We start from the raw sequence: 17,733 nt of genomic DNA, 5'->3' as shown, positions 1-17,733 counted from the left end.
AAAAAAAAAATAGCCTCCATTTTGGAGGCTATTTTTTATATAACTAGAAATTTTAATAATTAACTTTCTGCGATAACTTCGAAAGTTAAATCTACAGTAACTTCTCTGTGTAATCTTATTACAGCATCGTATTTACCTAAACGCTTTACGCTACCACCAATTACATTAATGAATTTCTTGCTGATAGTCTGGCCTTCTTTTTGTAAAGCCGCAGCCAAATCAATATTGTTTACAGATCCAAAAAGTTTATTACCTGCACCTACTTTAGAAGCAATCTTCACTTCTAAACCAGCTAATGCATCAGCAACACTCTTAGCTTCATCAATTATTTTCTTTTCTTTAAAAGCACGTTGCTTTAAAGTTTCAGCTAATACTTTCTTTGCAGAAATCGTAGCTAATATCGCTTGTCCATGAGGAATTAAAAAGTTTCTACCATAACCGTTCTTAACAGATACAATATCGTCTTTAAATCCTAAGTTTTCAACGTCTTGTTTTAATATAAGTTCCATTGTTATGATATTTTATTTTAATAAATCAGCAACATAAGGCATTAAAGCTAAATGTCTAGCTCTTTTTACAGCCACAGATACTTTTCTTTGATATTTTAAAGAAGTTCCTGTTAAACGTCTTGGTAATAATTTACCTTGCTCGTTTACAAAACCTAATAACCAATCCGCATCTTTATAATCTACGTACTTAATACCAGACTTTTTAAAACGGCAATACTTCTTAGTTTTAGAAGTCTCAATATTTAAAGGAGTAAGATATCTAATTTCTCCGTCCTTTTTTCCTTTTGCTTGTTGTTCTATTGATGACATAATTACGCTTTTGCTTTTGCTTTAACTTTCAATTTTTCTCTTCGTCTCTCAGCCCATGAAATAGCATGTTTGTCTAATTTCACAGTTAAGTAACGCATAAAACGCTCATCACGTCTAAACTCAACCTCTAAAGGTTCAATTGCTTCACCAGCAACAGTGTATTCGAATAAGTGATAAAAACCACTTTTTTTGTTTTGGATTGGATATGCCAGCCTTTTTAAGCCCCAATCTTCTTTGGCAATCATCTTAGCACCTTTAGAAACGAGGAAATCCTCATATTTCTTTACTGTCTCCTTTATCTGATCGTCAGATAAAACGGGATTTAAGATGAAAACAGTTTCATAATGATTCATAATAAATTGTTTTGTTTATTGTTAAAACGGCTGCAAAAATACGTATTAATTCTATTTCTGGCAATGTTTTTTAATCTAAAAATTATCTCTAAATTTATGTAGGGCACAATGGCAAAATATACACTTTGTCGGTAAAATTTGTTTTTTAACCGAAATTATTGTACTATTGTCGATATCTTAACCTAATAAAATATTAATGTTATGACTTTAAACTGTGTAGTTGTTGATGATTCTGCGATTCAGCGCCTCTCTATAGTAAAGTTAATCGAAAATCATTCTTCGCTTAACCTTATTGCAGAGTACAGCAGTGCGTTAGAAACAAAAAACGGTCTTAATACACATAAAGTAGATCTTATCTTTCTAGATATAGAGATGCCTGTATTAAACGGATTTGAGCTTTTAGATGTACTCAACAACAAACCCCAAATTATTTTTGTCACTGGTAAAACCGAATATGCTTTTAAAGCATTTAATTACGATGCTACCGACTATCTTCAAAAACCAATCACTAAAGAACGTTTTAATACTGCCGTAGAAAAAGCTATAGAGCAACATAAATTAAAACTAGACTTTAACGAAACTGATGGTGAACACATCTTTGTAAAAAGTAATCTTAAAAAACGTAAAGTTTATATTAAGGATATTAAGTGGATTGAAGCTCTTGGCGACTACGTAAAAGTAGTAACAGAAGAAAACAGCTTAGTGGTATTATCTACCATGAAAGCTTTTGAACAAGAATTGCCAGAAGGTAAATTTTTAAGAATTCATAAATCTTATATTGTGAACTTGGATAAAATTGATCGCTTTAATAGTAAAAATGTTGAAGTTGGCGCCTATGAGATACCATTAAGTAGAAATAAAAAGACGCAATTGGTAGATGCTTTAAATAATATGTAGAACACCACATGATTATTAGATTAGTAGAAAATCTCATAACACATTAACATATAAAATCTCGTTGGTAATCAACGAGATTTTTTATTAGTAATTATCTACATTCAGTACTACTCTTACTGCCCTAAAATCTTTTACAGCATTAAAACTAGCATCAATTTTAATAATGGCTTCTTTTGTTTTAGATAAAGATTGTTTCTGAGGAATCTTAACTAAGATATTCTTATTAAATAGATTTCGTATTCTTGATACTGGTGGAAATTCTGGACCTAAAACGTTAGATTTAAAAATTTGTCGTAATGACTTAGCATACCAATCTGCTGCTAAGTTCACCCGATTATAATCTTTATGTTTAAATGTAATTTTAATTAGCCTATAAATAGGTGGATATTTATAACTGTAACGGTCATTAATTTGCTCAGCATACATCTTCTTATAAGAATTTGTAGATACTTGCTGTAAAATATTATGATGCGGATTATAGGTTTGAATCAAAACCTTTCCTCTTAAATCCGTACGTCCTGCCCTACCCGAAACTTGAGCCATTAATTGATAACTGCGCTCGTGTGCTCTAAAATCCGGGAAGTTGAGTAAATTGTCTGCATTCAATATGCCAACCAATTTTACATATCTAAAATCTAAACCTTTAGTAAGCATCTGTGTACCTACTAATATATCTACTTCTCGCTGTTCAAAACTTGTAATTATTTTTTCGAAGCCATATTTTCCTCGCGTCGTATCTAAATCCATACGAGCTACTTTTTTTTCTGGAAATAAAACTTTAACCTCTTCTTCGATTTGCTCAGTACCAAATCCTTTAGTGTCTAGGGTCGAATTTCCACAAGCCTGACAACTTTTTAACATCACAGAGTTATATCCACAATAATGACAGCGCAATTGATCTCTATATTGATGATAGGTTAAACTCACATCACAATTTGGACATTGTGGTGAAGTGCCACAAGTTGTACATTCAATAATTGGTGAAAACCCTCTTCTATTTTGAAATAATATAATCTGAAACCCTTCTTCTAAGGTTTCTGTCATTTCTTGGATGAGTCGGTCACTAAAATGACCTTTCATTCGCTTGCGTTTGTACTTATCTGCTAAATCAACCAACTCAATATCTGGCATCATCACATTATTGTAACGCGTATTTAATTCTACCAAACCATATTTACCTTGGTTCGCATTAAAGTAACTTTCTAAACTTGGTGTCGCCGAACCTAAAAGCGTTTTCGCTTTATGCAAATTCGCTAAAACCACAGCAGCATCTCTTGCGTGATAACGCGGTGCCGGATCGAATTGCTTGTAAGATTGTTCGTGTTCTTCATCTACTATGATTAATCCTAAATTCGAAAACGGTAACAATAATGAAGAACGTGCTCCGATAACAACCTGAGCCTTCTCAGAATTATTAAGCATATTATTCCATACTTCAACACGTTCATTACCCGAATATCTACTATGAAAAACGGCTACTTTTTCACCAAAATAATCTTGTAAACGTTGTACCAACTGTGTTGTTAAAGCGATTTCTGGTAAGAGATATAAAACCTGTTTTCCGATTTCTAATTGTTTTTGAATTAATTGAACGTAGATTTCCGTTTTACCAGAAGATGTTACACCATGCAGCAAAGCAACTGACTTGGTTTCAAAAGCACTTTTAATTTCTTTATAAGCTTGTTGTTGTGGCTTATTCAAAGTTTTTGCATTCTCATCTCCTTCTCCTTCAAATTGTATTCTATCTGTTTGTGCATGATATTCTTCTAATACCTCCTTATCAATTAAAGTTTTTATAATTGAAGTTGACGCTCCACTTCGTTCTGCTAATTCAGATACTTTTACAGGTTGTTTTACAGAAGCTTCCATAGTAAACAAAGCTAAAATTACTTCGCGTTGTTTTGGTGCTCTGCTTAATAATCCTAATAGTTCTTGAAGGTTTTTCTCTGATTTATGATGCTTATGCAGTTTTACATAACGCACCAATTTAGGTTGATACTTTTCATATAATTCTTCTTGAAGGTATAATACCCCTTTTTCTACCAAACCATTAATTACTGGTAGTACTCGTTTTTTATCTAAAATAGAAATTACATCTTGAATCTTAAGAGAAGATTGATGTTGTAAGGCTTCATAAATTAAAAACTCGTCATCTTTTAATTCAGAATCATTTATTTCGACATTTTCATTTTTAGATATAATCGTTTCACTCTCTAACATAAAAGCATTTGGCATTGCAGCTCGCATTACCTCTCCTATACTACACATATAGTAACTTGCTATCCACTCCCAATGCTTTAATTGTATTTCTGTTACCACTGGTTTTTCATCTAATATTTGATGGATGGTTTTTGCCTCATAAGCTGTAGGCGGATTTTGATGAATTTTATAGACTAAAGCCGTATAAATTTTGCTCTTACCAAACGGCACAGCGACGCGTATTCCTGGTTTTAGGAATTCTGATTCTGCCACAGTTACATGATATGTAAACGCTTTTTGAAGCGGAATTGGGAGTATGACGTCTATAAAATGTAGCATAGACCAAAAGTAAGGTCTTTAAATAAAAAAACCATCTCTAATTGAGATGGTTTTTTAACACTAAAAAATTAAACTACTTTTTTATAATTTTAAATGTAGCTTTCTCATTTTCTGTTAATAAACTTAAGATATAAGTTCCAGCTTCTAAATTCTCTAAGTCTATCTTTTTTAAATCATTTTTTGTTATATAAACATATTTATCTGTTAAATCATAAACTGAGATTTTTTGAAATACTACTGGTCTAAATGTCTCTAGGCTAATTGTATTTGTAAATGGATTCGGGTAAACCTGAGCTGATTTATTCAAGCTATCTGAAATAGCCAAGACTACTATCTTTAGTAAATATCCCGTAGTCATAAAACGACCAACTAACATTTATATTTAGTACGTTTGTGCATTAATAAAAAGAGATGTTAGTAAAAACATTAAACTGAGGGTTGTAATTTTTTCATGATTTTAAATTTTCATGGGTTAATTAATAGCTTGATAAATATCTTTATTGCCTTTAGACCTCCTCTTCCTTGTTTTACTTTTCGAAGTGTCTTTTTCTTTTTTAACTAGATTAAAGAGGCTCCTTAACTCGGACCTATTAGCTTTCTTTTTAGGAGATGATTTGCTATCCTTTTTTTGAGTTCTTTTAACGTCTTTTTCTTTGATAGACTTTGTTGAATTTTTCTGGCTAATTGGCACCACATTTACTCCTCCAGACTTTCTATTTGCAATAGCACTTAAGACAGCGGCATCAGCATCTTTAGTAGTCTCATAAGCTTCATTATAGATTAAAATGGCTTCTTTGAATTGCTTTTGCTCTTCTAAAATTACAGCCAACAATAATTTTTCTTTAATGGTGTATATATCTTTATCAGTAGAAGGATGAATACGAATAGACTCTCTAATATCTTTTTCAGCTGCTTTTAAATTTCTAAGAGTAAATTGGGTTTTCGCCCTCGCAAAATAAGAACTAGAATTAGGGCTCATCGCCACTCGTTGATTCAAACGTTCTAAACTAGTTGAGTCTGTTTTTAATCGGTTTTTTTCCAATGTTTTTTGCCTCCTAGCTACTAATGTATTAAAATAAAAATCGCAACTATAAACCATTTCATATTTAAACTTTTTAAATAGCTCACGTCGTGCTAGCTGCCCTTTTTGATATTTAAGATTAATGTTATCTTCATCAATTTCGGCATCTATTAGTTCTGCATAAGTTGTCAATTCTTGCCTAAAACATTTTTCTAATACTGTCTTTAAAACTATAGCATTGACAACTTCTTCTTCTATACAAGCACATATATCGGTTTTAAATTTTGTCTCATATGTTTGTGAATTAGCAAGATTTACGACAACAACAATAGAACATAAAATGATATAATATTTTTTCATATTAAAAATGTTTAGTTGGACAAAACACGGTAAGATGATAGGCTAAAAATGAGGCAAGATATTTTTATAAAGGTACACGTAGTGTGAAATTAATCTTCTTCTTCTTTACCGAGGAAATAATTTTTTATAGTTAAACCACAATATTTTAGTGCTTTCTTAGCCTTATTTAGATTAAATGTTGCTTTAGTTTTTTTCATAAATGAAGCATCACTAACATCATCAATTATATCTGGTACAGCTTGCCAAAGACTATCAACATCTTGCTGAGCTCTTTCGACTAATTCATCTTCTAATTCAGAGGGTATTTCTACACCTACTTGGGTTAAGCTATCATAAACAAAAACTTTATTGTAGAGTCTAAATGTATGATCAACAAACTGATCTACACTTTTTATTTTAGAATTACGTTTTGGAGGCTTTATTCTTTTAGATTGCGCACTAATTACAACTGGCATTAATAAAAAGGAAAACACAAAAGTCAATGATAAAATGAATTTGTTTGTTATAGAAATAAACATGATTTCGAAGGTAATGGATTAATAGCTAGATAAATATACGTTAAAATGTTATTGAATCAATATCCAGATTTAAAAATTTTTGATTTATTAAATCAATTAAAACCCGTTTAGTCAGTAATTGATTACAATTAATGTTAATAATAACTCCGTAAAAATTAATATTTTAAATGCAATGACTAGGCTAAATAAAAAGAATGCTTCAACCGACTCAGATCTACAGATAAATGCTCTTATTAAGAACCTTAAAAGTAAGGAGAAGAAAAAGACAATTATTATTCCGACTTCAAATGGATTTGAAATTCTAGAAATTATTCTAGGAAGGATTTTACATTGTAAATGAACTAAATAGGAACTTATAAAGACTAATCTTTTTTAGGATACTTCTTCAAATACTGAAGTGAAGCATTTAATTCATAACCTAAAAGCAAAATATTAGAGTTTAACCATAAATACAATAACAGAATTAACAAAGCACCAATGGATCCGTATAATTCATTGTACTGTGAAAAATTATCTATATAAATACCGAACAAATAAGATGTAAGAATAATAAGTAAAGTGGTTAATAAGGCTCCAATTGAAAAGAACCGTGTATTACGACCTTCTTTAGTACCAAAATAATATAAAGTCGCTGTTGCTAGATACACCATTATTACAAAAAACATATACTTGGCAAATATTATCCATCCTATACCTGTATCACTTTCCAACGCATCTTTTCCTGTTATACCTTCATATAATGGCTGTATAACATAAATCTGAAAATAGCCAAAAACAGCAACTGTTAACAATACTAAAAATGCCAAAATTAAGGAGACACCAAATGCATATAAATATTGCTGAAATACGTTTCTGGTTAGTTGCTCATGATACGAATATTCAAAGCCAGAAAACACAGCGCTAACACCATTTGCCATCAATAACATGGATAATAAAAATACGGTTGATATTAAACCCGCTCCGCCAGTACCGCTAATGTTTTCAAATATATTAGAGAAGAAAAAATCAGAAGTTTGTGGTGGCAAAAATGAATTTAGAAATAGTTCAAATTCTTCTTGAAAATTAGCAATTGGTATATAAGGAATAATGATGATTACAAATAGTAAAAAAGGAAAAATAGCAGTAAAAAAGCTAAAGGCAATAGCGCTTGCTCTAGTTGTTAAGGCGCCTTTTACAACTCCTACTACATATAGCTCTAGCAAATCATAGATAGTCAACCCTTCGAAGCCTGGTAACTTAATCTGCTTAAAAAAGCGAACAACTAAATTAAGTACCGGAATTTCATCTAATTTATCTTCTATCTGTTTTGACATATTAAATAGCCTTCAAACTTAAATCCATGTTATAAACGGAATGTGTTAATGCGCCAGATGAAATATAATCTACACCACACTCAGCATAATTTCTCACAGTTTTCTCATTAATTCCGCCAGAAGATTCTGTTAAACATTGGTCGCCAATTAATTTAACAGCCTTACGTGTATCTTTATAATTAAAGTTATCAATAAGAATACGATAAACTCCTCCGCAATCTAAAATCTCCTTAATTTCATTAAGATCTCTTGCTTCAACAATAATTTTTAAATCGCGATTAGTATCCTTTAAATATTGCTTTGTTAGGTTAATTGCTTTAGCAATCCCACCTGCAAAGTCAATATGATTATCCTTAAGCATTATCATATCATATAATGCAAATCTATGATTCTCACCACCTCCAATTTTTACTGCCCATTTTTCTAGTGCTCTAATACCTGGAGTGGTTTTGCGTGTATCTAAAATTTTGGTTCCTGTACCTTCTAACAAATTCGCAAATTTTTTAGTTTTGGTAGCGATTGCACTCATACGTTGCATGGCGTTTAAGACTAAGCGCTCAGCCTTTAAAATTGATTGCGAAGCACCTTCTACATAAAAGACAATATCACCATACTTTACCTTACTTCCTTCTTCAATTAAAGTTTCTATTTTCATATCTGCATCAACATAAGCAAACACTTGTTTTGCAAATTCAATTCCTGCAATAATACCATCATCTTTTACCAAAAGTTTTGCTTTTCCTCGAGCTAAAGCAGGAATACATGCTAAAGAACTATGATCGCCATCACCAACATCTTCTCTAATAGCATTTGCTATAATTCCTTCTATTTCTTTATCGAATTGTGCTTTTGAAATCATTTGAAAACTTATTTAGTGTAAAAATAGGAATTGAAAGATGAAAACTTGAATAATTCTCGTGTCAGTTAGAGTGAATTTATGAGTAAAACGAATAAATTTGTATCGAAAACCATTTAAATAAAACTTCTCGATACAATTTCGAAAAAGTCGGAATCACTCGAAGTGACAATATTATGAATATAAAACTCATAGCCATTGGCAAAACCGATAATAAAAACTTAATCTCATTGATTGAAGATTATTCAAAACGATTAGGGTTTTATATTAAGTTCGATTTTGAAATCATCCCAGATTTAAAAAAGGTAAAACATCTGTCTGAGGCACAACAAAAAGATAAAGAAGGTGAATTGATTTTATCTAAAACACAAAATTCAGATATCTTAATTCTATTAGACGAAAATGGCAAACAATTAGATTCTGTAGGCTTTTCAAATTACTTACAGAAACACATGAATTCGGGTATTAAAACTTTAATATTTGTTATTGGTGGCCCTTATGGTTTTTCAGATTCTGTATATAATAGAGCCAATGGAAAATTAGGGTTGTCTAAAATGACCTTTTCGCATCAAATGGTGCGTTTATTCTTTATAGAACAATTATACAGAGGGTTTACTATTTTAAGAAATGAACCCTATCATCACAGATAAAAACAGCAAACCCTCTGGTATAAAACGTCGAAACGTTTAGTATTAATAAACTTTATAAATTTCTTTTCGTTTTTTAAGTTGACGCATTAAATCTTTAATAGTTTCATTCACTGACACCTCATAAGTATGCTTATTTGAGGTTGCAAAAATGCGAGGACCAGGTAAACTTATTTCTATGTTACAAATCTTACCTGCATTATGATCATTATCATCGTGTTTAAAATAAACTTGAGCTGAAATAATAAACTCAAACTTATTAGCTAATTTCTCTAATTTATCCTCTGTAAATGCTGACAATGTTTCACTTACATCTGTATTTACATATTGAAAATTTACTGTCATATTATTTCTTGTTTTAATTATTAATTCTTTTCTCTAAGATATGGTTTTTAGTGCTTTTCATTGCTGATAATTATCATAAAAAATAACTAAAATTTTATAAAATAGAATTTTTAAATTCGAGTGATTTGGTTTGGTAAATCTAATAGTTGTACTATTGATTTTAGCTAAATTAAGTGTCATTCAAAAAAATATAAATTTTATGAGAAAAGCCCTATCCACTAGTAAACAAAACCAATCCAGAACAGATACAGCTTAAATCGTCTTTTTAGTTCTAATGGTATTGACACAAAAAAATTAAAACCCTTAAAATAGGTGTTATAATTTGCAATGTCTTTATTGTAACCAAAAGTGACACCCATTATTTCAAAAGTTTTACCATCTACAAATAACGACCAACCAAAAACATTCTTCTCTATAGCGGTTTGAGAATAAGAGCAAAAAGAAATGAGAAAAACAATAATTAAATAACACAAATATTGAATTACTTTAATATCAAAGCTAATAGATCGTTAACACTAAAGCGAATATTAGGCTATATTTGAAATACTAAAATTTATATTTTTATGCAGCTCGTTTTTGCCACTAATAACAGAAATAAACTCAAAGAAGTGCAAACCTTAGTACCAAAGCATATAAAGTTACTAAGCTTAGCAGATATATTGTGTAATGAGGATATTCCAGAAACGCAACCTACTATAGAAGGTAATGCCAAACAAAAAGCAGAATACGTTAAAACCAATTATGGTTACGACTGTTTTGCAGATGATACTGGTTTAGAGGTAGATGTCCTTAATGGAGAGCCTGGCGTTTTTTCTGCTCGTTATGCTGGTTCAAAATGTAATTCGGAAGACAATATGAAAAAATTACTTTTTGAATTAGGAGACAACACTAATAGAGATGCGCAATTTAAAACAGTCATTGCCTTACATCTTAATGGTAAGCTAAGTACTTTCACAGGTATTTGCAAAGGAGAAATCGCTACAGAAAAACATGGCGTAGAAGGTTTTGGCTACGATCCTATTTTTAAACCTAATGGCTACGATAAAACTTTTGCCGAAATATCTCTTGAAGAAAAAAACAAAATTGGACATCGTGGTAAGGCAGTTGTTCAATTAATTAAATTTTTGATTACCTAATGTTTTTAGTTTCACATTATTTGGTTTAACCATTTCATTTTCAACTATTAAACCAATTAAAATACTTGAGAATAAAGTGATAAATTATTTAGGAAAAATTCACATGGCATATATATGTATCATGCTATAATTATTCAATAGGTAGGTTTTGTTTACTTAAAAAGCATTTTTAAATTCAATTTCCCTAGAGTTTTAGATGTGTTGATATTTTACATAACTATAATAGCTATAACAATACTTGTATCTCATATTTCATACAAATATTATGAAAACTACTTTTTAAATTTAAAACGAAAAACCAGAAAAAAGAGGATCAATAACTAAATTGTTCTACTATTAAATATTCTATTCTATGCTATAAGCATCAACAAACGCTTTTGCTCGTCTATTTCTATTATTTAAATCTAGAGCTTTTGTAAAGTTGGTATAAGCTTGTAGGCTATCATTATTTAATAAATAACCTTCTGCTAAACTATCATATACATTATCACTAGTTGGGTGCAAGACAACATTAATTTTAAATATTTCTAAGGCATCTTTGTACTTCTTATCTCTAATATGCTTATAACCCAAGCTATTAAATTCACGTTCATTAATAAAGTCACTTGTTGAGTCTTTCTTTTTAATTAAAAGGAATCCCGCGAGCGCTTTGTCATAATTTTTTTCTTTTAAGTACATACTTGGAGTCTTATAATCTTTAGCTACTTTTAAGTAGTCGTAAGTAATTACATCTTCATTATCTTCTTGTATTATAGATAAATAGCGCTCATTAGTTTCAGGATGCTGCACAAAACGTAATTTTTTATACATATCTACCATAAAAATTTCGTTCTCTTCTAAAACAACAGGCTCAATTTTTGCTGCTCCACGCCATTTTAAAAACAGTTTATTGCTTTGGTAAAACACCTCAATTACATCATCTTGGTTATATAGATACTTTCCCGAAGTTTGATCCTTAAAATCTTGCGTGTACTCTATGCGCTTTGAGCAACTAGATACTATAATGGCAAATACCACTATAAGTTGTATGATTTTAGTTTTCATTTTAATTGATTTGATTGGTTAATTTATAAGCACAAAAAAAAGTCTCACTAATAGTGAGACGATTCTTCTTATTTTTTGTTACGTTATATATATGCCAAAATTAATTTATAATAAGCGATATTCACAATTTTTGATTTCGCTAACTAATCAAAATTGGAGTGCTGCTTATTTGATACCCATTAATTCTACATCGAATACAAGAGTTGCGCCAGGAGGAATTACTCCACCTGCACCAGCAGATCCATAACCTAAATCACTTGGTATAACCAAACGGGCTTTATCACCAACATTTAAAAGGCATATACCTTCATCCCAACCAGGAATTACTTGACCTACTCCTACTTGAAAATCTAAAGGTGAATTTCTTTTGTAGGACGAATCAAAAACCGTTCCGTCTGCTAATTGGCCTTTATAATGTACTGAGACCATATTCCCTTTTTCTGCTTTCTTTCCATCACCTTTTTGAATAATTTGGTAACGCAAACCAGATTCAGTTTCATCAAAACCAGCAGCCAATTTATCTAACTCTGCGCTAGCCGCATCACGCTCTGCCACTATACGCTTTTCGCGAGACCCTTCAAAAGTTCTAAAGGCTTCAATAGCATTAAATTTTTCAGCAACATCACCTACTCTTACAATTTCTAAACTATCTAAGGTGTCTCCTTGTGCAACTTTATCAACGATATCCTGTCCTTCTGTAACTTTACCAAAAACAGTATGCTTACCATCTAACCAATCTGTCGCGATATGTGTAATAAAAAATTGACTCCCATTACTACCAGGACCAGAGTTTGCCATAGATAACACACCAGGACCATCGTGTTTTAAATCTGCATGAAACTCATCATCAAACTTATAACCTGGATCACCAGTACCAGTTCCTTGAGGACAACCTCCTTGAATCATGAAATCTGGAATTACTCTGTGGAAATTTAATCCATCATAATAAGGTGTTCCTTGTGGTTTAACAGAGTTTTCTAAATTTCCTTCTGCTAAAGCCACAAAATTACCTACTGTTCCTGGAGTCTTTTCGAACTCTAAATTCACTAATATTACACCTTTTGATGTGTTGAATTTTGCGTATAAACCGTCTTGCATTGTGTTTTCTTTTGTTTAAGGCTGCAAAGATAGGCAATGATTTATGATTTACGAATTTAGATTGAAGATTTGAGAATTGATTTATTAAAGTTAGTTTTGTTAAAATTTAAAATTATGGGATTTTCTCTTACTAAACTTTTTGGCAAAAAAACTTCTGAAACTCAATTTAAGTCTCAAGATAGTATAGAGGCTATTATTAAGGATGTTGAAAATAGACCCTTTGGAATTTCTGAAAACAGTGTCCTTTTCGCCGGACTAAATGAACTTGGTGGTTATTACTTTTTTCAGACGGTTATTGTTGGCAAGCTTAATGTAAAATCAAAAGACGGTGCGTTACTTTTATTTAAAGGTGAAAATTTTGAATTAGAACTCAATTCTGATATGCCCGAGTTTGAATCTGAAGGTTCTGATATAAAAGGAAGAAGCGTTACCAAGATTGATTTTCAAATTGAAGAATCTGATATTACAACTTTAGAAAACGCAACATTAAAGAGCATTCAAATAAAAGTTAAGAAGCATACTATTTTATTTACAAAGCATGTTGTTTCTGACCAAGAAGAATAAATTATGTTGTCAAATTTTAATTGAAGTGCAGTTAAAACTAAAGTTTTGCATCGAGAATAGCGTCTGTACTCCACTATTATTCTCGATACAAATTTATTGAATTTCCATTAGCTAAGCTCACTCGAACTGACTATGGCCCTATTTACTGATTACTGAAAATTGAATATTAGTTTGCTACCTCACTCATAAATTTTATGCGATACAAACGTAACTCATCATCTTCATAATCACCATCAAACTCTTCAATAGCATCATCTATTTTATCACTTTCAGACTCCATAAAATACTCATGAATTTCTTCTTGTTGATCTTCGTCTAAAATATCATCAACCCAGTAACTGATATTCAATTTCGTTCCAGAAAAAACTATGGATTCCATTTCCTTAATAAAGGCAGGCATTTCCATACCTTTAGAAGAAGCAATATCACTTAGTGGTAACTTTCTATCTACATTTTGTATGATATATAATTTAAGTGCAGAGTTTGTTCCTGTTGATTTTACGACCATATCATCTGGTCGCATTATATCATAGTCTTCAACATAATCAGCAATCAATCCTACAAAATCTTTACCGTATTTTTTTGCTTTACTTTCGCCAACACCATGTACATTAGATAATTCTTCTACATTAATAGGATACTTTAAAGCCATATCTTCTAAAGAAGGATCTTGAAAAATCACAAATGGTGGTACACCAAGACGCTTAGCATTGCGTTTACGCAAATCCTTAAGCATAGTCATCAGCTTCTCGTCTGCTACAGCTCCACCTCCTTTAGTGTTCGTTAAAATACCATCATTAGATTCTTCATTAAACACATGGTCTTCTGCCATTAGAAATGATTGTGGCTTAGTAATAAAGTTTCTACCATTATCGCTTAACCTTAAAACACCATAAGTTTCTATGTCTTTCTTTAAATAGCCAGCCACTAAAACTTGACGAATTAAAGCCATCCAATATCTTGCTTCTTTGCCTTTGCCAACTCCAAAGAATGGCTGCTTATCTGTTTTATGTGAAGAAATTAAAGCGTTAGAATTCCCAATAATCACTTGTACTAAATCTTTTGATTTATACTTTTCATTGGTCTTATCTACAGTTTCTAAAAGTGTTCTTACTTCATCTTTAGCTTCAACTTGTTTCTTAGGGTATCGAACATTATCGTCCATATCACCTCCTTCACCAGTTTCATTATCAAATTCCTCACCAAAATAATGAAGAATAAATCTACGCCTAGATACAGAAGTCTCTGCAAAAGCAACAACTTCTTGCAATAAAGCATGGCCAATCTCTTGTTCTGCAACAGGCTTACCAGACATAAATTTTTCTAGTTTTTCAATATCTTTATAAGCGTAATATGCTAAACAATGCCCTTCACCACCATCACGTCCTGCACGCCCAGTTTCTTGATAATAGCTTTCTATACTTTTAGGAATATCGTGATGAATTACAAAGCGAACATCTGGTTTATCTATTCCCATTCCGAAGGCAATAGTAGCAACCACAACATCAGTATCTTCCATTAAGAACATATCTTGATGTTTCACTCTCTTTTTTGCATCCAAACCTGCATGATAAGGCACCGCTTTTACTCCATTAACCTGAAGCACTTGTGCTAATTCTTCTACCCGTTTTCTACTAAGACAATAAATGATACCCGATTTTCCTTCATTCTGTTTTACAAAACGAATAATATCTGCATCTACATTTTTAGTTTTTGGCCGTACTTCGTAATATAAGTTGGGTCTATTAAAGGAGTCTTTAAAAGTAATAGCATTAGGCATTCCTAAACTCTTCAAAATATCTTCTTGTACCTTTGGAGTTGCTGTTGCTGTAAGCCCAACAATAGGGATATCATCGCCAATACGTTTGATAATTGTTTTCAGATTTCTGTATTCTGGTCTAAAATCATGTCCCCATTCACTAATACAGTGTGCTTCATCTACAGCCATAAATGAAACTTTGACAGTTCTTAGAAAGTCAACGTATTCTTCTTTCGTTAAAGACTCTGGTGCTACATAAAGTAATTTAGTGATTCCACTAGTGATATCATCTTTTACACGTTTTACTTCCGTTTTATTTAACGAAGAATTTAAAACATGTGCTACACCTTCGTGCTCAGATACTGCTCTAATAGCATCTACCTGATTCTTCATCAAAGCAATTAGCGGAGAAACTACAATGGCAGTTCCCTCTTTTATTATAGCTGGTAGCTGATAACATAATGATTTTCCGCCTCCTGTTGGCATAATAACAAACGTGTTATTACCTGCAACTACATTTTTTATAACCTCTTCTTGAAGACCTTTGAATTCTGAAAAACCAAAGTGTTTTTTTAACGAAGCGTGTAAGTCAATTTCTGCAATACTCATTAATCCCTATTAGTATTTTATATACATTTGCAATAAGCTTAAAGATAACAATTTCTTTAAATCTAAAAAACTCAATAAACAATAAGTTTTGAACACTAAGCAATCGATTTTAAGTACCGCAAAAACTACTATAAATTTAGAGAGTAAAGCTATAGAAAATTTATCAGAATTACTTACTGAAGATTTTGCTAATGCTGTAGAATTAATCTACCATTCTAAAGGTCGCGTTATTATTACTGGCATTGGTAAAAGCGCCATCATCGCTAATAAAATAGTTGCCACTTTAAACTCTACTGGTACACCTGCAATTTTTATGCATGCTGCAGATGCTATACATGGTGACCTGGGATTAATTCTTGACGATGATGTTGTGATTTGCATTTCTAAAAGTGGAAATACACCAGAAATTAAAGTTTTAGTGCCACTTATTAAAAATGCTAAAAACAAAATGATTGCTATTACAGGAAATAAAGATTCCTTTTTAGGAAAGCAAGCAGATTATATTTTAGATGCTTATGTAGAGCAAGAAGCATGTCCTAATAATTTAGCACCAACTACTAGCACAACTGCCCAATTAGTAATGGGTGATGCATTAGCCGTTTGTCTTTTAGAATTAAGAGGGTTTTCTAGTAAAGATTTTGCGAAATACCATCCTGGTGGTGCACTTGGCAAACGTCTATACTTAAGAGTGAATGATTTATCATCTCAAAATTTAAAACCTAAAGTTGGTTTAAATGCTAGTTTAAAAGAAGTTATTGTAGAAATTACAGAAAAAATGTTAGGTGTTACTGCTGTGATTGATAATGATAAAATTATAGGTATTATAACTGATGGAGATTTAAGACGAATGTTAAATAAAAGTGATGACATTACTGGTTTAAAAGCCAAAAATATTATGAGCACCAATCCAAAGCGAATAGATGAAAATGCTATGGCTGTGGACGCAAAGGAAGTTATGGAAGAGTTTGGTATTTCACAATTATTAGTTGAATATAATGGCAAGTATGCTGGAGTTGTTCATATTCACGATTTAATAAAAGAGGGCATTATATAATGGCAAATAAGAGTATTGACGAAATGTCTTTCTTAGACCATCTTGAAGATTTAAGATGGCATTTAATTAGAGCTACTCTAGGGATTGTAGCGGCTGCTACATTAGCTTTTGTATTTAAAAAATTTGTTTTTGATGTGATCATTTTTGGTCCTACAAATATGAGTTTCCCAACTTATGAAGGGCTTTGTAGTGTCTCACGGTTTTTAGGCATGACAGATACTACTTTTTGTGCAGAAAAATTCCCGTTTATTATTCAAAACAGAACTGTAGCTGGGCAATTTTCAGCGCATATCTGGACATCTATTTATGCAGGTTTCATTGTGGCATTTCCATATGTATTGTATCAGTTATGGAGTTTTATTAGTCCTGGCTTAAAAGTGCCCGAACGTAAGAATTCTAGAGGCTTTTTAGTCATTGCTTCATTATTATTTTTTCTCGGTGTACTTTTTGGCTATTATATTATAACTCCGCTATCTATTAATTTCTTAGCCAACTATCAAATTAGTGAGCAGATATCCAATGAGTTTGATGTAAGCTCAGTAATCGCTATTGTTCGCTCATCGGCTATAGCATCTGGTTTTGTTTTCGAATTACCAATAATCATATACTTTTTAACTAAAATAGGAATAGTTACCCCTCAATTTTTAAGAAAATATCGAAAATATGCACTTGTAATTGTACTGATTTTATCGGCTATAATTACCCCTCCAGATATTGCGAGTCAAGTGATTGTAGCTATTCCTATTTTAATATTGTATCAAGTCAGTATTTATATTTCGGCTGTTGTTGTAAAAAAAGTGAAC

At 31.5% G+C, this 17,733-nt stretch carries 19 protein-coding genes; 6 read left to right on the top strand and 13 right to left on the bottom strand.

Going from position 1 to position 17,733, the window contains the following annotated elements; all coding sequences use genetic code 11:
- Positions 1-59: 59 nt before the first annotated feature.
- From rplI to rpsF, 3 genes are read right to left on the bottom strand one after another with little or no spacing between them, the layout of a single operon-like run.
- Entirely contained in the window at positions 60-509 is a 450-nt protein-coding gene (gene rplI, locus AAC053_RS10560) for a 50S ribosomal protein L9 (RefSeq protein WP_339756114.1), read from the bottom strand.
- A 12-nt stretch (positions 510-521) separates the two neighbouring features.
- Entirely contained in the window at positions 522-821 is a 300-nt protein-coding gene (rpsR, locus tag AAC053_RS10555; protein WP_172837628.1) for a 30S ribosomal protein S18, read from the bottom strand.
- Positions 821-1,171, bottom strand: coding sequence for a 30S ribosomal protein S6 (gene rpsF, locus AAC053_RS10550; RefSeq protein ID WP_339756112.1), 351 nt, complete (start codon positions 1,169-1,171; stop codon positions 821-823). The genes rpsR and rpsF overlap by 1 nt, the downstream gene beginning before the upstream one ends.
- Before the next feature lie 201 nt (positions 1,172-1,372).
- Here rpsF and AAC053_RS10545 point away from each other — a divergent pair, with 201 nt between their 5' ends.
- Positions 1,373-2,068 carry a LytTR family DNA-binding domain-containing protein gene (locus tag AAC053_RS10545; protein ID WP_008271090.1) on the top strand — a complete coding sequence of 232 codons (696 nt, stop codon included), beginning with the start codon at positions 1,373-1,375 and terminating at the stop codon, positions 2,066-2,068.
- Between the two features lie 84 nt (positions 2,069-2,152).
- Here AAC053_RS10545 and priA read toward each other — a convergent pair whose 3' ends face one another.
- The 6 genes from priA to nadC form a co-directional block, all read right to left on the bottom strand.
- Positions 2,153-4,606: a primosomal protein N' gene (gene priA, locus AAC053_RS10540; protein ID WP_339756107.1), complete on the bottom strand. Its 2,454-nt coding sequence runs from the start codon at positions 4,604-4,606 to the stop codon at positions 2,153-2,155.
- Positions 4,607-4,679: 73 nt separating this feature from the next.
- Positions 4,680-4,964, bottom strand: coding sequence for a T9SS type A sorting domain-containing protein (locus AAC053_RS10535; protein WP_339756105.1), 285 nt, complete (start codon positions 4,962-4,964; stop codon positions 4,680-4,682).
- Between the two features lie 114 nt (positions 4,965-5,078).
- Positions 5,079-5,987 (bottom strand): hypothetical protein, encoded by a 909-nt coding sequence (locus AAC053_RS10530; RefSeq protein ID WP_339756102.1) that lies wholly within the window; start codon positions 5,985-5,987, stop codon positions 5,079-5,081.
- A gap of 89 nt (positions 5,988-6,076) precedes the next feature.
- Positions 6,077-6,505 carry a hypothetical protein gene (locus AAC053_RS10525; protein ID WP_339756100.1) on the bottom strand — a complete coding sequence of 143 codons (429 nt, stop codon included), beginning with the start codon at positions 6,503-6,505 and terminating at the stop codon, positions 6,077-6,079.
- A 362-nt stretch (positions 6,506-6,867) separates the two neighbouring features.
- Positions 6,868-7,818: a YihY/virulence factor BrkB family protein gene (locus AAC053_RS10520; protein WP_339756098.1), complete on the bottom strand. Its 951-nt coding sequence runs from the start codon at positions 7,816-7,818 to the stop codon at positions 6,868-6,870.
- A gap of 1 nt (position 7,819) precedes the next feature.
- Positions 7,820-8,677: a carboxylating nicotinate-nucleotide diphosphorylase gene (gene nadC / locus AAC053_RS10515; protein ID WP_339756095.1), complete on the bottom strand. Its 858-nt coding sequence runs from the start codon at positions 8,675-8,677 to the stop codon at positions 7,820-7,822.
- A gap of 173 nt (positions 8,678-8,850) precedes the next feature.
- Here nadC and rlmH point away from each other — a divergent pair, with 173 nt between their 5' ends.
- Entirely contained in the window at positions 8,851-9,324 is a 474-nt protein-coding gene (gene rlmH, locus AAC053_RS10510; protein ID WP_339756092.1) for a 23S rRNA (pseudouridine(1915)-N(3))-methyltransferase RlmH, read from the top strand.
- Between the two features lie 42 nt (positions 9,325-9,366).
- Here rlmH and AAC053_RS10505 read toward each other — a convergent pair whose 3' ends face one another.
- Positions 9,367-9,666, bottom strand: a complete 300-nt coding sequence (locus tag AAC053_RS10505; protein WP_339756089.1) for an HPF/RaiA family ribosome-associated protein — start codon at positions 9,664-9,666, stop codon at positions 9,367-9,369.
- A gap of 563 nt (positions 9,667-10,229) precedes the next feature.
- Between AAC053_RS10505 and AAC053_RS10500 the strand changes: the two genes are divergently transcribed.
- A complete protein-coding gene (locus tag AAC053_RS10500) occupies positions 10,230-10,802 on the top strand; it encodes a non-canonical purine NTP diphosphatase (RefSeq protein WP_339756086.1) in 573 nt (190 codons plus the stop codon).
- A 345-nt stretch (positions 10,803-11,147) separates the two neighbouring features.
- On the opposite strand, the gene AAC053_RS10495 is transcribed toward AAC053_RS10500, so the two are convergent.
- Positions 11,148-11,846 (bottom strand): tetratricopeptide repeat protein, encoded by a 699-nt coding sequence (locus AAC053_RS10495; protein ID WP_339756084.1) that lies wholly within the window; start codon positions 11,844-11,846, stop codon positions 11,148-11,150.
- A 165-nt stretch (positions 11,847-12,011) separates the two neighbouring features.
- Positions 12,012-12,944 carry a peptidylprolyl isomerase gene (locus AAC053_RS10490; RefSeq protein ID WP_339756081.1) on the bottom strand — a complete coding sequence of 311 codons (933 nt, stop codon included), beginning with the start codon at positions 12,942-12,944 and terminating at the stop codon, positions 12,012-12,014.
- Positions 12,945-13,058: 114 nt separating this feature from the next.
- On the opposite strand from AAC053_RS10490, the gene AAC053_RS10485 reads away from it, so the two are divergent.
- Positions 13,059-13,508: a hypothetical protein gene (locus tag AAC053_RS10485; RefSeq protein WP_339756078.1), complete on the top strand. Its 450-nt coding sequence runs from the start codon at positions 13,059-13,061 to the stop codon at positions 13,506-13,508.
- Positions 13,509-13,674: 166 nt separating this feature from the next.
- Here AAC053_RS10485 and AAC053_RS10480 read toward each other — a convergent pair whose 3' ends face one another.
- Positions 13,675-15,876, bottom strand: a complete 2,202-nt coding sequence (locus AAC053_RS10480; protein ID WP_339756075.1) for a RecQ family ATP-dependent DNA helicase — start codon at positions 15,874-15,876, stop codon at positions 13,675-13,677.
- Between the two features lie 88 nt (positions 15,877-15,964).
- Between AAC053_RS10480 and AAC053_RS10475 the strand changes: the two genes are divergently transcribed.
- Together AAC053_RS10475 and tatC are read left to right on the top strand one after the other, a co-directional pair.
- Complete coding sequence (locus tag AAC053_RS10475; RefSeq protein WP_339756072.1) at positions 15,965-16,930, top strand: KpsF/GutQ family sugar-phosphate isomerase; 966 nt, start codon at positions 15,965-15,967, stop codon at positions 16,928-16,930.
- Positions 16,930-17,733 (top strand): twin-arginine translocase subunit TatC (gene tatC, locus AAC053_RS10470; protein ID WP_339756069.1); only part of this gene is annotated, 804 nt, incomplete at its 3' end. The genes AAC053_RS10475 and tatC, both read left to right, overlap by 1 nt.

Source organism: uncultured Winogradskyella sp. (assembly GCF_963975125.1).
Lineage (GTDB): Bacteria > Bacteroidota > Bacteroidia > Flavobacteriales > Flavobacteriaceae > Winogradskyella.
Note: the sequence above shows the minus strand (reverse complement) of the source record. Positions and strands in the feature narration are given on the sequence as shown.

Coding starts and splice junctions, on each gene's coding strand:
- AAC053_RS10505 (WP_339756089.1), bottom strand. CDS start 9,666: ATGACAGTAAATTTTCAATATGTAAATACAGATGTAAGTGAAACATTG.
- AAC053_RS10530 (WP_339756102.1), bottom strand. CDS start 5,987: ATGAAAAAATATTATATCATTTTATGTTCTATTGTTGTTGTCGTAAAT.
- AAC053_RS10480 (WP_339756075.1), bottom strand. CDS start 15,876: ATGAGTATTGCAGAAATTGACTTACACGCTTCGTTAAAAAAACACTTT.
- nadC (WP_339756095.1), bottom strand. CDS start 8,677: ATGATTTCAAAAGCACAATTCGATAAAGAAATAGAAGGAATTATAGCA.
- AAC053_RS10535 (WP_339756105.1), bottom strand. CDS start 4,964: ATGACTACGGGATATTTACTAAAGATAGTAGTCTTGGCTATTTCAGAT.
- AAC053_RS10545 (WP_008271090.1), top strand. CDS start 1,373: ATGACTTTAAACTGTGTAGTTGTTGATGATTCTGCGATTCAGCGCCTC.
- rpsF (WP_339756112.1), bottom strand. CDS start 1,171: ATGAATCATTATGAAACTGTTTTCATCTTAAATCCCGTTTTATCTGAC.
- priA (WP_339756107.1), bottom strand. CDS start 4,606: ATGCTACATTTTATAGACGTCATACTCCCAATTCCGCTTCAAAAAGCG.
- AAC053_RS10525 (WP_339756100.1), bottom strand. CDS start 6,505: ATGTTTATTTCTATAACAAACAAATTCATTTTATCATTGACTTTTGTG.
- AAC053_RS10485 (WP_339756078.1), top strand. CDS start 13,059: ATGGGATTTTCTCTTACTAAACTTTTTGGCAAAAAAACTTCTGAAACT.
- rplI (WP_339756114.1), bottom strand. CDS start 509: ATGGAACTTATATTAAAACAAGACGTTGAAAACTTAGGATTTAAAGAC.
- AAC053_RS10495 (WP_339756084.1), bottom strand. CDS start 11,846: ATGAAAACTAAAATCATACAACTTATAGTGGTATTTGCCATTATAGTA.
- AAC053_RS10520 (WP_339756098.1), bottom strand. CDS start 7,818: ATGTCAAAACAGATAGAAGATAAATTAGATGAAATTCCGGTACTTAAT.
- AAC053_RS10500 (WP_339756086.1), top strand. CDS start 10,230: ATGCAGCTCGTTTTTGCCACTAATAACAGAAATAAACTCAAAGAAGTG.
- AAC053_RS10490 (WP_339756081.1), bottom strand. CDS start 12,944: ATGCAAGACGGTTTATACGCAAAATTCAACACATCAAAAGGTGTAATA.
- rlmH (WP_339756092.1), top strand. CDS start 8,851: ATGAATATAAAACTCATAGCCATTGGCAAAACCGATAATAAAAACTTA.